At 51.1% G+C, this 15,435-nt stretch carries 12 protein-coding genes; 6 read left to right on the forward strand and 6 right to left on the reverse strand.

Features of this window, described 5'->3' with window-relative positions:
* Positions 1-2: 2 nt before the first annotated feature.
* From HHL17_RS28840 to HHL17_RS28850, 3 genes are all read left to right on the forward strand, one after another.
* Positions 3-1,796 (forward strand): glycoside hydrolase family 36 protein, encoded by a 1,794-nt coding sequence (locus HHL17_RS28840; RefSeq protein ID WP_169228327.1) that lies wholly within the window; start codon positions 3-5, stop codon positions 1,794-1,796.
* A 76-nt stretch (positions 1,797-1,872) separates the two neighbouring features.
* Positions 1,873-3,024, forward strand: a complete 1,152-nt coding sequence (locus tag HHL17_RS28845; protein ID WP_169228328.1) for an alginate lyase family protein — start codon at positions 1,873-1,875, stop codon at positions 3,022-3,024.
* Between the two features lie 54 nt (positions 3,025-3,078).
* Entirely contained in the window at positions 3,079-3,321 is a 243-nt protein-coding gene (locus HHL17_RS28850; protein ID WP_169228329.1) for a dsRNA-binding motif domain-containing protein, read from the forward strand.
* Here the strand turns inward: HHL17_RS28850 and HHL17_RS28855 are convergent.
* On the reverse strand, positions 3,310-4,602 hold the full coding sequence (locus tag HHL17_RS28855) for a tetratricopeptide repeat protein (protein WP_169228330.1): 1,293 nt from the start codon (positions 4,600-4,602) through the stop codon (positions 3,310-3,312). The genes HHL17_RS28850 and HHL17_RS28855 overlap by 12 nt on opposite strands.
* 142 nt (positions 4,603-4,744) lie before the next feature.
* On the opposite strand from HHL17_RS28855, the gene HHL17_RS28860 reads away from it, so the two are divergent.
* A complete protein-coding gene (locus tag HHL17_RS28860; protein WP_169228331.1) occupies positions 4,745-5,674 on the forward strand; it encodes a FecR family protein in 930 nt (309 codons plus the stop codon).
* Between the two features lie 95 nt (positions 5,675-5,769).
* On the opposite strand, the gene HHL17_RS28865 is transcribed toward HHL17_RS28860, so the two are convergent.
* The 4 genes from HHL17_RS28865 to HHL17_RS28880 all read right to left on the reverse strand — a co-directional run bounded on the left by HHL17_RS28865 (position 5,770) and on the right by HHL17_RS28880 (position 9,510).
* Entirely contained in the window at positions 5,770-6,234 is a 465-nt protein-coding gene (locus HHL17_RS28865) for a MarR family winged helix-turn-helix transcriptional regulator (protein WP_169228332.1), read from the reverse strand.
* Between the two features lie 228 nt (positions 6,235-6,462).
* The gene (gene uxuA / locus HHL17_RS28870) at positions 6,463-7,638 is read right to left on the reverse strand and encodes a mannonate dehydratase (RefSeq protein WP_169228333.1); all 1,176 of its coding nucleotides are present in this window, start codon (positions 7,636-7,638) and stop codon (positions 6,463-6,465) included.
* Between the two features lie 114 nt (positions 7,639-7,752).
* Positions 7,753-9,069: a glycerate kinase type-2 family protein gene (locus tag HHL17_RS33865; RefSeq protein ID WP_317166682.1), complete on the reverse strand. Its 1,317-nt coding sequence runs from the start codon at positions 9,067-9,069 to the stop codon at positions 7,753-7,755.
* 9 nt (positions 9,070-9,078) lie between these two features.
* Entirely contained in the window at positions 9,079-9,510 is a 432-nt protein-coding gene (locus HHL17_RS28880) for a hypothetical protein (protein ID WP_169228335.1), read from the reverse strand.
* 195 nt (positions 9,511-9,705) lie between these two features.
* Between HHL17_RS28880 and HHL17_RS28885 the strand changes: the two genes are divergently transcribed.
* Positions 9,706-12,771 carry an amidohydrolase family protein gene (locus HHL17_RS28885; RefSeq protein ID WP_169228336.1) on the forward strand — a complete coding sequence of 1,022 codons (3,066 nt, stop codon included), beginning with the start codon at positions 9,706-9,708 and terminating at the stop codon, positions 12,769-12,771.
* Between the two features lie 14 nt (positions 12,772-12,785).
* Positions 12,786-14,078 carry an amidohydrolase family protein gene (locus tag HHL17_RS28890; protein WP_169228337.1) on the forward strand — a complete coding sequence of 431 codons (1,293 nt, stop codon included), beginning with the start codon at positions 12,786-12,788 and terminating at the stop codon, positions 14,076-14,078.
* A gap of 76 nt (positions 14,079-14,154) precedes the next feature.
* Here HHL17_RS28890 and tyrS read toward each other — a convergent pair whose 3' ends face one another.
* Positions 14,155-15,435, reverse strand: coding sequence for a tyrosine--tRNA ligase (gene tyrS / locus HHL17_RS28895; protein WP_169228338.1), 1,281 nt, complete (start codon positions 15,433-15,435; stop codon positions 14,155-14,157).

Below are 15,435 nucleotides of genomic sequence, written 5' to 3' on the forward strand. Positions count from 1 at the left end.
TTATGAAAAAACAATCCCTGATATTGACGGGCTGTTTGCTGCTGGGCCAGCTGCTGGCCAGGGCGGGAGAAACAGACCAGTTTATAAAATCACTGAAGGGCAGTCCTGCGACTGTTTATCAATCAGGCGGTGCGGTGGCGCCGGCTGCGATAAAGGTAGTACGCAACTGGTCCGGCGAGCTGTGCGATGTGCGTGTAGTCAACACCGGTAGTCAGCCAGTACGGCTGAAAGAAGTGGTGCTGGGTGCTGTTGGTAAAGTACTCGCGCCCTCTACACCGTTTTATGCTGAAGGTTTCCAGATGCTGACACAATCAGCGGGCACACTGGCAGCACCAAAGGCTTTGGGTAATTATACCGATGAGGGCCACTATAAGATACCCAAACCTGATGGCTATCTAGCGGTATACAACCTGCTGCGCCTGTATCCGGCAAAGGACGTGCAGCTGCTGTTGGGATATACTTCCAGTAACCGTTTTGTAGGCAAGTTCTATTTGTCGGCCGACACCATCAAAGCCGTGGTGGACCTGGAAGACCTGGAACTGGCGCCGGGTAAGGAGTTTAAGCTGGAAGAACTGATGGTGCTCAGCGGTAAGGATGGCAATAACCTGCTGGACCGCTTCGCAAACCGTATCCATCATTTTCATCCACGGCTGGAATTTAAAGCGCCGCCTACCGGCTGGTGTTCCTGGTATTGTTTCGGTCCAAGAGTGACCGCACAGAATATTTACGATAACCTCGATTACATCAAAACTAATATCCCCGCGCTGCAGTACATCCAGCTGGATGATGGCTATCAGCCGCATATGGGAGACTGGCTGGAAGTAGGAAATTCTTTCGGAGGTAATGTACAGCAGGTGCTGCACACCATCCGTGACAAAGGGTTTGAGCCGGCCATCTGGGTGGCGCCTTTTATCTGCGACAGCAATTCCACTATTTTCAAACAACATCCGGACTGGCTCGTGAAAGACAAGAGTGGCAAACCATTGCGCAGCGACCTTGTGACTTTCGGCGGCTGGCGCCTGAAACCATGGTATGTGCTGGATGGCACGCATCCCGAGGTACAGCGGCATTTTGAGCAATTGTTCCGCACTATGCGCAATGATTGGGGCGTGACCTACTTCAAGCTCGACGCCAATTTCTGGGGAGCCATCCATGGCGGTGTTTATTACGACAAGCAGGCTACCCGGGTAGAAGCTTACCGTCGTGGCATGGAAGCTGTGCTCAAAGGCACGCGCGATGCGTTTATCCTGGGATGTAACCATCCGTTGTGGCCGTCGCTGGGGCTGGTACATGGTTCCCGCAGCAGTATGGACATCAAACGTACCTGGACGGTATTTGAAAAGTCTGGTCGTGAGAATCTTTATCGTTCCTGGCAAAATGGCCGCCTGTGGTGGAATGACCCGGACTGCCTGGTATTGACCGGTAATATGCCTGACAATGAATTTAATTTCCATGCAGCGCTGATATATGCTACCGGCGGTATGTTGCTCAGTGGAGATGATCTTACTAAAATAACACCTGAGCGGTTGAACATGCTGCGTAAAGCGGTGCCGCCTACCGCTAAGGCAGCAGCTTTCACCGATACTGATTTTGAAGTGGGAGAAGTCAATACCACTACAGGAAAAAATATTATCTTTCTCAACTGGCAGACATCTCCCAAAAAAATAACAGTAAAACTGGACAAGCCCGGTGAGGTGCTGGATTACTGGACAGGGAAAAGTTACGGCCGGCATACCGGCAGCTTTACTATGGAAGTAGGCGGGCATGACGGAAAAGTATTCACTATAAAACGCTGATAACATCGGCGGCACAGGCAGCAAAGGAGCAACTGTCTTCTTTGCTGCTTTTTCATGAAACAAATGTCTTTACAGCATGCGGTACGTTTTACTCTTTTTGTTGTTGTTTGCAGGACAAACAAAGGCGCAGTCTCCCTTTCTGAAGAAAGTACTGCAAGACACCAGGCCGGCTATTGTGGAGCGGGCAGCCTGGGCCATGCAACAAATGCCACTGACTATTACAGCGTTTAGCTGTGACCGTAGTGCCGGCGGTAAACACGATTTTTATTCAGAAGGTGATTATTGGTGGCCCAACCCTGCGCATGCCGACAGTCCGTATGTACAGCGTGACGGGCAAACCAACCCCGATAATTTTGTGGAGCACCGTCAGGTGATGATCCGTTTCAGCCGTATTATGGGCGCGCTGGCAGCGGGTTATGTAGCTACTAAAGACAAGACTTACTTGCAACATGCGTTGGTGCATGCCCGGGCCTGGTTTGAAGAGGAGGCCACCCGGATGAATCCCAGCCTGCTGTATGCACAGGCCATCAAGGGGAGGGCAACCGGCAGGGGAATTGGTATCATTGATACCATTCATCTGCTGGAAGTGGTGCAGGCACTGCAGATCATGGAGAAGGCGGGTATGATACCCCCTTCAGACCTGGCGGCTTTTAAGCGCTGGTTTACAGCCTATCTTACATGGATGACCACGCATCCTTATGGTAAGGATGAGATGAATGCCAAAAACAACCACGGTACCTGCTGGGTGATGCAGGTGGCCGCTTTTGCAAAATTTACCGGTAACAGGCAATGGACTGATTTCTGTGTCAATCGGTATAAGACGGTGCTGTTGCCCGCACAGATGGCAGAAGACGGTAGTTTTCCACAGGAGCTGCGGCGTACTAAACCTTACGGCTACTCGCTGTTTAATCTTGATGCTATGAGCACCATCTGTCAGTTGTTGAACGACAAAAAGAATGACCTGTGGCGGTATACGTCTGAGCAGCGCAATATGGCCAAAGGCATGGCTTTCCTGTATCCTTATGTAAAAGATAAAAGTACCTGGCCGTATCCCAAAGATGTGATGTACTGGAGCGAGTGGCCGGTGGCGCAGCCTTTCCTGTTGTTTGGCGCAGCCGCTTATAACAACACCGATTATTACCGGCTCTGGCTGATGTTAAACCATGACCCGGAGGTAGAAGAAGTGCTCCGAAACCTGCCTATCCGTAACCCTGTGATTTATTTGTGATTTAGGATTTTTTTTAATATCTTTAGGTTCCTATGAAATAAAAACTTTAGAGGTATGAGTTGGATGAACGACTTGTATGTTATTTACCAGAAACTGGATGCCAACAGTTGTGAAGCGGTAAAAAATGACATTCTTAAAGCCCAGATAGATGGCTGCAGCAGAGGAGAAATTTATTTTCTGGTCCTGCAACAGTTGTTGCAGATAAAAAAGGAAAAAGCGCCTGTATACGAGTTGATAAAAGACGAAGTGGAAAGCTTTATCCATTACAGCAGTAATCCGTATAAGTTATCCGCCTAGTTCTTCTATCAGCTTCTGCACCTTGATATAATTGGGAGCCTGGGATGGTATTTTAAGTAACCAGTCCAGACATTCCTGCTTGTGTCCTTCCTTAAGATAGCTCAGTCCCATATAAAAAGCGGCTTCATATTTAAGATCGTTGCTTTGCTGGTATACCTGTACCAGATCTGCCCTGGCCGGCTCCAGCTGGTTCAGGTCAACCTTGCTTACGCCGCGGTAATAGCGGGCGTAGAGGTTATTGGGATGTTGTTGCAGTACTTTGTCGAGGATGGCGATGGCATCGCTGAAATGGCCACGGTTGAATTTCTCGATGGCTTCCCGCGGTAGCCGGAGGCTGTCAGTATCAGGCGTGAGCATTTCGGTGGAAGCAAACTGGCGGTAGATGTTTTTCCGCCAGGGGCTGATGTAGAGCATGATGGCGACACCAGCGGCGAACAGGGCGATGAGTATGACGGTGTTACGGATAGGGGTGGGCGTGCTTTCTTTCGGTGCGAACCATGCGTTGCGGCGGGAAAACAGCAGATGCAGGATAGCATCGCGCGCAGGATCTTTACAGATGCGCTGTGCCAGCAGCCGGCGGAACAGCTCAAATCTTTTTACCTGCTGCTGAAGCGCAGCATCGGTTTTCAGGCGGGCTTCGAAAAGCTTTTTTTCTGCTTCGGGCATCTGGCCTGAGAGGAAACGATCGGCGGCTGCAAGGTCTTCTGCGGCCATGCCACCGGATTTCAGCCGGGCATCGAGGTCTTTGAAGAGGGAGAGGTAGCAGGTTTGCCTGTTGGCAGGTAGTTCCTGTACCGGTATTTTAGTAGCAACGGCAATGTCTTCCTGCAGGCAATCGGTGAGCGCCCAGCTCAGCAGTTCTTTACAGGAATCGTTGAGCTGGAGATATTGACCGTAAGCGAGCCTTCTTTTTTCGCCTTCCCTTAGTACATCTTCTATATCCATCATATCATCGCGGGTGAGGGCGGCGTTTTCTTCCGCTTCCAGGCCGGCGATGCGTTGTCCCCGCTTCTCCAGTTCACGCTCCCAGATACGTTTGCAGAGCAATTGCAGAAAGGGCTCAAAAGAGCTTACCTGCAACGGATGACGCCGTGCATAGTAGTAGATGTCCATCAATGCTTCTTCAAAAATATGGGCTGCGTCTTTGACAGTGCCGCTCTTCTGCAGTATGAAACGCTTCTCTTTGGAGGCGAAACGCTGGTAGATATCATCAATTATTTCAGGGGTATGATGCAGCAAGCCCTCAATGTAGTCCTGGTCGTAGTGTATTTCAGGTGACATACCTATCGTTTTTGCCATTTCTGTCTGTATTAAAAATATTAAACCTTCCCGAGGTGGCCTAATTATTTATTCTGTGCTCCGGCTTTTGTATCTTGCCGGCTATACCAGTTTTCCAGCCACAGGACAGTAACTTTTTACACCTATGCCAGCCATTGATGAGCTGATTATACGTTTTATCCAATCTCCGCACGATCCGGTGTTACAGGAGGCTATCGCGGCTTTTGTCGCTGAAAGCCCCGAGCAGGCGCGTTATGTGGAAAACAAGCTGGCAGCATGGCTGACAGCTTCGGGCACACCTGTTGTTGCCACCACTGCGGTGAAAACAACAGCATTGCCGGCTTTCCTTTATACTGTCAAAACATGGGTGGCAGCTGCAGTGCTCATGGTGCTGGTGGCGGTACTGCTGTTGTGTTTCCGTCAGACAGCGCCGCCCCGCAAAATGTTTGCTCATGTCAACAATACCGGCCGGGTAGATTCATTACGTCTTCCGGGTGGTTATATCATACTGAACAAAAACGCGGCCATTTCGTTCGACAGCAGTGACCGGCAATCGGTTTATGCCGAGGTGTCAAAAGGAGATGTGTTTTTTGATCTCAACAGTAATACTTCGTGTACGGTGCTGGTTCCCGGAGATTACCGGCTGGAAACGGCTGCTGCGGCCTTTCATGTGCACGCGTCTGCCAAAGGGGCGAAAGTGTTCGTGACCCGTGGCAAAATCGGCATTTCGGGGAAAAGGCCGGACACCATGATGCTTACTGCCAGCATGCAGGGAATACTGGAACACCAGAAAGCGCCAGCCCGGAAAAAGCTGGCCAGCCAGGCCCCGCTGGCATGGAAGACAAGGCAGCTGGCCTTCCGCAATGTGCCCGCAGCGGAAATACTGGATGCGGTTTGCAGTTTTTATGATATTCAGATCATGATCCCCCCTTCTGCAGAAAGCCGTTGTGCGAAAAAAATCACCATCAACCTGAACAAAAAAACGGAAAAAGAAACCATTGCATTGTTACAACAAAGCCTGTCGGCCCACCTGGTAAAAGACAGTGTGGACACTTATTACCTGACGCTTAAATAAGGCAATAAACATCTATCCGGCGCCGGGAGGCCGGGCCGTTGTGGGGTGGGTTAAAGACTATTGGAATGCGTACAGTACAGGGGGTTATGGTAGTGTTACAGGTTCAGTCCTGCGTGCAGGCGCAGAAGTACCTGTTTTAAGGAGGTGATGTCTTCTTCTCCTACGACTTCAACGTAGCTTGTTTCGATTTCTTTGATAGATTCAGAGGCTTCTATCAGCAGCATTTTCCCCATATCGGTGAGGAAGATAAGGCTGGCGCGATTGTCGGTGTCATGCTTGCGGGTGGCAATGTAGCCTTCTGCTTCCAGGTTTTTGACCACTTTGCTCATCGCTTGCTTGCTGATGCGGGCTTTTTTAGCCAGTTCATTGTTGATCGTGCCGGCATCATCGATGTTGATCAGCACCACCATGTCGCCGGGGCGGAAGTTTTTGTAACCCCGTTCCAGCAGCTTTTCTGTCAGGCGCTGATCGAGGTCTTTTTTCACGAGGCTGAGCAGACGGCCCAGGCTGGACTTCCTCCGGGCCAGGGATGCCTCGTATCTTTCTTCTGTTGTACTCATAAATACTGTAGGTAGGTTTGGTATGTCGAAACAACGAAGGGCTGACATGGAGTCAACCCTTCGTTCAATATGATTATGGTAAAGAACAGTGCTGTTTGTACACGTAATCAGCCATTACGGTATTGTCTCAAATATGCTTTCTGCTCTGGCGTAGCATCTCAGTCCGACGATGGTATTGCTTATCCCCACCCTTACTCTTTGTGCAGACCTGATGCTGGTAGATGTCAGTCAATCAGAGCCTAAAGCCCCCGCTATGCCCATTTCCAGGCCTCTCAGCTCTGCCAGTCCGCGCAGGCGGCCGATAGCGCTGTAACCCGGATTGGTTTTCTTCTGCAGGTCGTCCAGCATCTGATGCCCATGGTCCGGCCGCATTGGAATGGAAACATTGCGGCGTTTCATGGTGAGCAGGATGTTTTTCACCACGGCAAACATATCTACGTCGCCTTCGAGGTGATTGGCTTCGTGGAAGTTGCCCTGTGCATCACGTTGTGTGCTGCGCAGATGGATGAAGTGGATATGATCGCCCAGTCGTTCGATCATGCCGGGCAGATCGTTATCGGCACGCACACCATAGGAACCGGTGCAGAAACACAGCCCGTTGGAAGTGTATGGAGCAGCGATCAGCAGCTCTTTAGCATCCTGTTCGGTGCTCACGATACGGGGCAACCCAAAAATCGGGAACGGAGGATCATCCGGATGGATGGCCAGTTTCACGCCCACCTCTTCGGCTACCGGTGCTATCTGTTGCAGGAAATAGAACAGGTGCAGCTTCAGTTGGGTGGCGTCAATACCTTTGTATTTGTCGAGTGCCGCCTGGAACAGTTCCAGGGTGAAGCTCTCTTCAGAGCCGGGCAGACCGGCAATAATATTTTTCTGTAACAGCTGTTTGGACTCGTCGGTCATGCTGTCGAAATGTTCTTTCGCGCGGGAGACCTCCTCCAGGGTATAATCTTTTTCTGCGTCAGGACGTTTCAGCATGAACAGGTCGAACGCCAGGAAAGCTGCTTTTTCAAAACGCAGTGCTTTGGAACCATCGGCCACTTCGTAACTCAGGTCGGTACGGGTCCAGTCCAGCACCGGCATAAAATTGTAAGTCACTACGTGGATACCGGCAGCAGCGAGGTTACGGATAGATTGCTGGTAATTGGCAATATATTCGCGGAAATTACCGCTCTGCGTTTTAATATCTTCATGAACAGGGATGCTCTCTACTACAGACCAGGTAAGGCCTGCGGCTTCGATCTCCGATTTACGCTTTAAAATTTCTTCAGTCGTCCACACTACTCCATTGGGTACATGGTGCAATGCTGTTACGATACCCGTAGCACCGGCCTGTTTTATATCAGACAGGCTAACCGGATCATTGGGCCCGAACCATCGCCATGTCTGTTCCATTCTCAGCATAATGCAATATTAGTTTTAGTAAAATCCAGAACTTGTGAATCAAACCCCAAAAATAGAATCTATCAGCAGATAATCAAAGTTTAAATAACAAAAGCTGTGTGCTTATTGCTGTGTTTAAGTGATCAACACGATCATGAGGTCCATCACGTTGGTTTGTGTAGGCCCTGTAATCAGTAACCCGCCTGCTTTTGAGAAGAATGTCCATGCATCCTGCTGTTGCAGAAAATCTTGCGCATCGAGTTGCAGGGCAGCGGCCAGCTCCAGCGTATGGTTGTCGACGATGGCGCCGGCAGCATTAGTCGGCCCGTCGGTACCATCAGTACCGGCACTGAGCAGGGTGATGCCTTCATGTCCTGCCAGTGCAATAGCTGCGGCCAATGCCAGCTGTTGATTACGGCCGCCTTTACCTTTACCGGTTACCTGTACGGTGGTTTCCCCGCCTGCGAGCAAACAACCCGGGCGTGGACCCTGCCAGTTGATGGCGGCTGCTGCCAGCATGGCGGCTACCGTATGGGCGTCGCCGGTAGTGTCGGCGGCCAGCACCTGTGGATGGTATCCCAGGCTGCGGGCTTTATCCGCCGCGGCTTGCAGGGCAATATGATTGGTGCCGGCAAAATAGTGATGTACCTGCTTAAAAAAAGGACTGCCTGCCTTAGGCGTATCCGGGATAACACCGGCCATACCATTGTCAAGGTAACGGCGTAAGGCAGGCGGCAGTTGAGCCAGTAACCGGTACTTCTCCAGGATGGCCATGGTATCGGCAAAAGTGGAGGGGTCGGGTACTGCCGGCCCGGAGCCGATCACACTCAGATCATCGCCCACCACATCACTCAGTACAAGGGCACATAACGTGGCCGGGTATATGTTTTGTGCCAGCCATCCGCCCTTTATTTTAGAGAGATGCTTACGCACGATGTTCATTTCGTGAATGCCGGCGCCACTGTTCAGCAGCAGGGTAAACAGCTGCTGTACGTCTTCCAGTGAACTGCCTTCCGGCACATCGGCCAGCAAGGCAGAAGCTCCGCCAGACAGCAGCAGTATCACCAGGTCGTGCGCTTCGGCTGTAGCAGCTATTTCCAGGAACCGCCGGGAAGCTTCCAGGCTGTATTTGTCCGGCACGGGATGACCGGCCTCCAATAGCGTAAGCTGTTGCAACGGCAAGCCATGCCCGTGTTTGGTGACGATCAGGCCCTCAGGGCGCATATGTCCTTCCAGCACTTTCTCCAGCTCCTGCGCCATAGCGGCCGATGCCTTACCTGCGCCCAGCACGATCAGCCGCCCCTGTGGGGGCAAAACATAATCATCTCCCGAAATAACAAGGGTGGAAGGGGCTTTTATCTGCACATGACGGCGTATCAGCTGAACAGGATGTACAGCAGATACCGCATGCATAAAGATCGTTTGTATGTCGCCGGTAGCTGAAATGATAATACCTTTTGGTTATGGACGCGTAGCCTGTTTACGTTGTCTTTTCTTTTCCATCTTTTCTTCCAGATGCTCTTTTTTGCTCATTTCCCAGTCGTTCCATTTTTTATATTGCGCTGCAGAGAGCACGTTTTTGAAACGCTGGCTGCGTTCTGATTCCAGCGCTTTGAACTGTTGCATCCGGTCTTTTTTGGTAAGTGCGGTATTGGCGCGGATAGCGTCCATACGACGGATAATGTCGGTATTGATGGTGTAGATCTGCTGGTACTGGTCCCGGTTCAGGCCTACCTTTCTGGATATTTTGTCGCTGATCTTATCGGCCCTGCCTTCTACCCCCCAGCGCCCACTGTTGTTGGTGCTGTCCTGGGTTTGTGCAGCGGTGGTCAGCCGGATGCCTGTCAACAGGCAACACAGGAGCAGTACCGTGGGAAGCGAAAATATCTTCATAGTCAGCAATTATTATATGAAATTTAGACAAACTTAATGGGTAAACCCTTGTCAAATTATCCCTTTTTCGTGTTAATGCAAAAACTATTCATCGCTACCACTCATAAAAAAAAGCAATAATTACTAACACCCCGGTCAATCATTTATTACATTTAAGACCAGCAACTGAAAATCTGAATCGTAAAAAAACCGAACATGAAAAGAGCTTTTGAGAAACCCGGGAGGGCACTGCTTTCCTGTGGCGTCGCCTATGCCCTGAACCGGCACCGCAGTAAGCTGTTGGTGTTCTCGCTACTGTTGGCAGGCTCCTATGCCCATGCACAGGAAACCTTTCCGGTGAACGGAATTGCGGACCCTAAAGACAGGTGTTTCGCTTTCACCCACGCTACCATCGTTAAAGATGCGCAGACAACCCTCCCCAACGCTACGCTGGTGATCCGTGACGGCAAAATCATCGATGCCGGTCCCGCCGCTGCCATCCCTAAAGACGCAGTGGTGGTGGATTGTAAAGGAAAGTACATCTATCCTTCTTTTGTAGACATCTTCAGCAGCTACGGCCAGGCTGAAGTAAAACGTATTAGCGGTGGCTGGAACGCGCCACCACAGTTCCTTTCCAACACAAAAGGCGCTTATGGCTGGAACCAGGCTATCAGGAGCGAAATAAACGCAGTAGACCAGTTCAGCACTGATGAGACCAAAGCCGCTACCCTGCGGGAAGCTGGCTTCGGCACGGTAGCTACCCAGCAGATGGACGGCGTGGCCCGCGGTACCGCCGCGCTGGTGACCCTCGCAGGCGACAAGGAAAACAAAGTGATCGTCCGCGAAAAAGTAGCTGCCGGGTACTCCTTCGACAAAGGCAGCTCCACCCAGAACTATCCCAATTCACAAATGGGATATATCGCCCTGCTGCGCCAGACTTTCCTCGATGCGCAATGGTACAAATCACAACCTGCCAAAGAAGGCGTGAACCTCAGCCTCCAGGCCTGGAACGCCAATCAGCAGCTGCCCCAGATCTTTGAAGTAAAAGATAAATGGGATGCCCTGCGGGCAGATAAAATAGGGGATGAATTTGGTGTACAATACATCATCAAAGCCGGTGGCAACGAATACCAGCGTATCTCCGAAATCGCCGCTACCAAAGCCACTTTTATCCTGCCGCTTAATTTCCCCGGCGCGATCGATGTGGAAGATCCCAACGACACCCGCTTTGTATCACTGTCAGAGATGAAACACTGGGAGATGGCGCCCTCACAGCCAGCCGCTTTTGAAAAAGCCAATATCCCGTTCTGTCTTACCGCAGCTGATCTGAAAGATTTGAAATCATTCCTGGGCAGTGTACGTAAAGCCATCGAATATGGCCTGACCGAACAAAAAGCGCTCGACGCCCTCACCAAAACACCCGCCACCACCCTGAAAGTGTATGATAAAGTAGGCAGCCTCGAAGCAGGTAAACTGGCCAACTTCCTCATCACTTCCGGTCCGGTGTTCAAAGAAAATACCCTCATCCTGCAGAACTGGGTACAGGGCAACCGCTATGTCGTTAAACAAGACGGATGGAACGATATCCGTGGCATCTATACGGTTACCCTCTCTCCGGGCAGCAGCATCACTTTGGATGTAAAAGGTACTGCCTCCGCACCTTTGGTGGCCGTATTGCAGAAAGATACCATCCCCGGCCGTATCGATATCAATGGTAAGTTAGTAACCCTGTCTTTACCACTCGTCAAAAATGGCCGCAGCAGCGTAAGGCTCAGTGGCCTGATCGGTGAAAGCGGCTGGTCCGGCACCGGTGTAGACACCAGCGGCGCCACCGTAAGATGGAATGCTGTATTTGCCCGTACCGCACCTGCCAAAAGCGATTCTGCCAGGAAAGGCACTCCTGTGGAGATGGGACCGTTGTATTATCCGTTTAGTGGTTACGGTTGGGATAAACTGCCGCAACAACAGGATATCCTCATTAAAAATGCCACGGTATGGACCAACGAGAAAGATGGCAAACTGGAAAACACCGATGTACTGGTACGCGGCGGCAAAATCGCGCAGATCGGCAAAGGCCTGTCAGCCGGTAATGCCCGTGTGATAGACGGTACCGGCAAACACCTCTCTGCCGGCATCATCGATGAGCACTCCCACATCGCTATCTCCAACGGCGTGAATGAGTCTTCTCAGGCCGTTACTGCTGAAGTACGCATCGGCGATGTGCTCAATCCTGACGATGTGAACATCTACCGTCAGTTGAGCGGCGGCGTTACCGCCTCCCATCTGCTGCATGGCAGCGCCAACCCTATCGGTGGCCAGTCACAGCTCATTAAACTGCGCTGGGGCCAGGATGCAGAAGGACTGAAAGTAACCAACTGGGACCCCTTCATCAAATTTGCACTGGGTGAAAACGTGAAACAATCCAACTGGGGCGAACGTAATACCGTCCGTTTCCCGCAAACCAGAATGGGTGTGGAACAGGTATATGTAGATGCGTTTACCCGTGCCCGTGACTACGAAAAGCAAGGCGCCGGCAAACGCCGTGACCTGGAGCTGGACGCACTCTCAGAAATCCTCAACGCCAAACGTTTCATCACCTGTCACTCTTATGTACAAAGCGAAATCAATATGCTGATGCATGTAGCGGACAGCTTCCATTTCCGTGTCAACACTTTCACCCATATCCTCGAAGGATATAAAGTGGCGGATAAAATGAAAGCACATGGCGCTGGTGCCGGCACTTTCGCCGACTGGTGGGCATACAAAATGGAAGTACAGGATGCTATCCCTTACAACGCTGCTATTATGCATAAAGTGGGCGTAGTAACGGCCATCAACTCCGATGATGCTGAAATGGCCCGCCGCCTGAACCAGGAAGCCGGCAAAATCGTGAAATATGGTGGTGTTCCGGAAGAAGATGCGCTGAAAATGGTGACGCTCAACCCTGCACGCCTGCTTCATGTGGATAACCGCACGGGCAGCATCAAAGTAGGCAAAGACGCCGACCTGGTGCTGTGGAGCGACAATCCGCTGAGCATCTACGCCAAAGCAGAAAAAACAATTGTAGACGGTATCGTGGAGTTTGACCGCGACTATGACCTGCAGCTGCGTCAACGCATTGCTGCCGAGCGTAACCGCCTCGTACAGAAACTGCTGGGCGAAAAGAAAAAAGGCACGCCTACACAGAAAGCCGCTTTCACACCGGATGAAATGTACCACTGTGAGGATTTACAGGCTGGTCACCAGGAAGGCCTCGGATTAACTACCGGCGCCGGGTTCTAAAAAACTGAAACATCATGAAAAGAAGCATATATCTACTGGCCCTGGCCCTCGGCGCAAGTTCTGCCTATGCCCAGGAAACCATTTTGCCGGCCCGCCCGCAGGACAAGCCGGTATATCTCACCAACGCTGTTATCCATGTTGGCAACGGCCAGGTGATCGAAAACGGGACAATCGCCTTTGTCAAAGGGAAAATAACCGCTGTCGGCGCGGGCGTGTCTGCCTCCGGCGACGCCACCGTGCTGGATATGAAAGGACAGCATGTGTATCCCGGCATCATTGCGCCGGACACCAAACTGGGCCTCGTGGAATTTGAAAGCGTGCGCGCTACCATCGATGCCCGTGAGGTAGGGGAGATCAACCCTTCCATCCGCTCGATCGTTTCTTATAATACCGATTCCAAAGTGATCAACACGCTGCGGTCCAACGGTATCCTGCTGGCACAGGTGACGCCTGAAGGAGGCCTGGTCAGCGGTACGTCTTCCGTTGTTCAGCTGGATGCGTGGAACTGGGAAGATGCCGCCTATAAAACAGATGACGCGCTGCATTTCGTTATGCCCCGGTTAGTGGACATCAGTTTAGGCCACGGTCCCAGAGGGCCGCAGTCGAAAGATCCCTTGAAAGAAGCATTGGAGCGGGTGGAGAAGGTACGGGCGTTTTTCCGCGAAGCCAAAGCCTATCTGCAGGAAAACAAACATGCCGCCACCAATATTAAGTTTGAGTCGATGCGTAAACTGTTCAACCGGGAACAGAAACTATTCGTTCACTGTGACCTGGTAAAGGAGATGCTCGTCGCAATTGACTTCGCCAAAGAATTCAACATGGACGTGGTGATCGTTGGCGGCGCCGACTCCTGGCAGATTGCGGACCTGCTCAAACAAAACAATATCGCAGTGGTGCTCAGGCAGCCGCATAGCCTGCCGCTGATGCAGGACGATGATATTGACCAGCCATATAAAACAGCCGCTCAGCTGCAAAAGGCAGGGGTATTGTTTTGCCTGAGCAATGAAGGTTTCTGGCAGCAGCGCAACCTTGGCTTCGAAGCCGGTACCGCCAGCACTTTTGGCCTGAGCCGTGAAGAAGCGCTGTCCGCAGTTACGCTGAATGCCGCTAAAATACTGGGTATTGATAAAATTGCCGGGTCACTGGAAGCGGGTAAAGATGCCAATATTGCCGTCAGTACCGGCGATATGCTGGATATGAAGTCCAGTGTGATCACCCGCGCTTTTATTCAGGGCCGGGAGGTGAACCTGGATAACAAACAGCATCAGCTGTATGAAAAGTATCAGCAGAAGTACGGTATCAAATAATATCGTTGGTATCAACAATAAAAAAAGGGAAGATCATCATTGATCTTCCCTTTTTTTATTGTTGTAGTATTTTTATTTATACCGCTTTGACGAGGAAATAGTTCTTCCCTTTTTGGAGCAGGATATATTTATCCCGGAGCAGAGAGCTGGTGTTGATCACCATTTCGATGCCGGGCACTTTTACTTTGTTAACGCTTACACCGCCGCCCTGCACAGTTTTGCGGGCTTCGCCCTTGCTGGGGAAGATACCGGTTTCCGCGAGGAGGCTAACGATGTCTTTACCTGTTTCGAGTTCTGCTTTAGCGACTTCGTGCTGGGGCACGCCGGCCATTACTTCCACGAGGTCTTCTTCAGACAAAGAGAGCAGGAGGTCGGCTGTATTTTTATTATACAGGATAGAAGAGGCTTCTACTGCAAATTTATAGGCTTCTTCACCGTGAATAAAGGTGGTCACTTCCTGTGCAAGCCTTTTTTGCAACAGGGTTTTGCCGGGGTCCTGTCTGTGCTCGGCGATGAGTACGTCTACTTCTTCCTTCTCCATGAAGGTGAAGATTTTGATATAGCTTTCTGCATCATCGTCGGTGGTACGCAGCCAGAACTGGTAAAACGCGTAAGGAGAAGTCCTTTTCGGGTCCAGCCATACGGTGCCTTGTTCCGTTTTACCGAATTTGGTGCCGTCTGCTTTTTTGATCAGCGGGCAGGTGAAGGCGAAGGCCTGACCTTGTGCCTTACGGCGGATCAGTTCCGTGCCGGTCACGATATTGCCCCATTGATCGGAGCCGCCCATCTGCAGTTTACAGTTTTTGGCGGTATACAGGTGAAAGAAGTCGTATCCCTGAATGAGCTGATAGGTAAATTCGGTGAAAGACATCCCGCTATCGCCTTCGATTCTTTTTTTCACAGAATCTTTGGCCATCATATAGTTAACGGTGATGTGCTTACCCGTATCGCGGATAAAGTCGAGGAAGGAAATGTGTTGAAACCAATCGTAGTTATTCACCATTTCCGCCGCATTAGGTTTGGCAGGATCAAAGTCCAGGAAGCGTTCCAGCTGTTTCCTGATACCGTCCACATTTCTCCGGAGGGTTTCGTCGTCGAGCATCTTCCTTTCTTCTGCCTTGAATGAGGGGTCGCCCACCATGCCGGTAGCGCCGCCTACTAACGCCAGGGGCTTATGTCCTGCCTTTTGCAGGTGCACCAGCAACAGGATGGGTACCAGGCTACCGATGTGCAATGATTCTGCAGTAGGGTCAAAACCAATGTAAGCAGTGGTCATTTCCTTTTGCAGTTGCTCCTCCGTGCCAGGCATCATATCCTGTAGCATACCCCGCCAGCGCAGTTCTTCTATCAGATTCAT

The sequence above is a fragment of the Chitinophaga fulva genome (assembly GCF_012927205.1).
Classification (GTDB): domain Bacteria; phylum Bacteroidota; class Bacteroidia; order Chitinophagales; family Chitinophagaceae; genus Chitinophaga; species Chitinophaga fulva.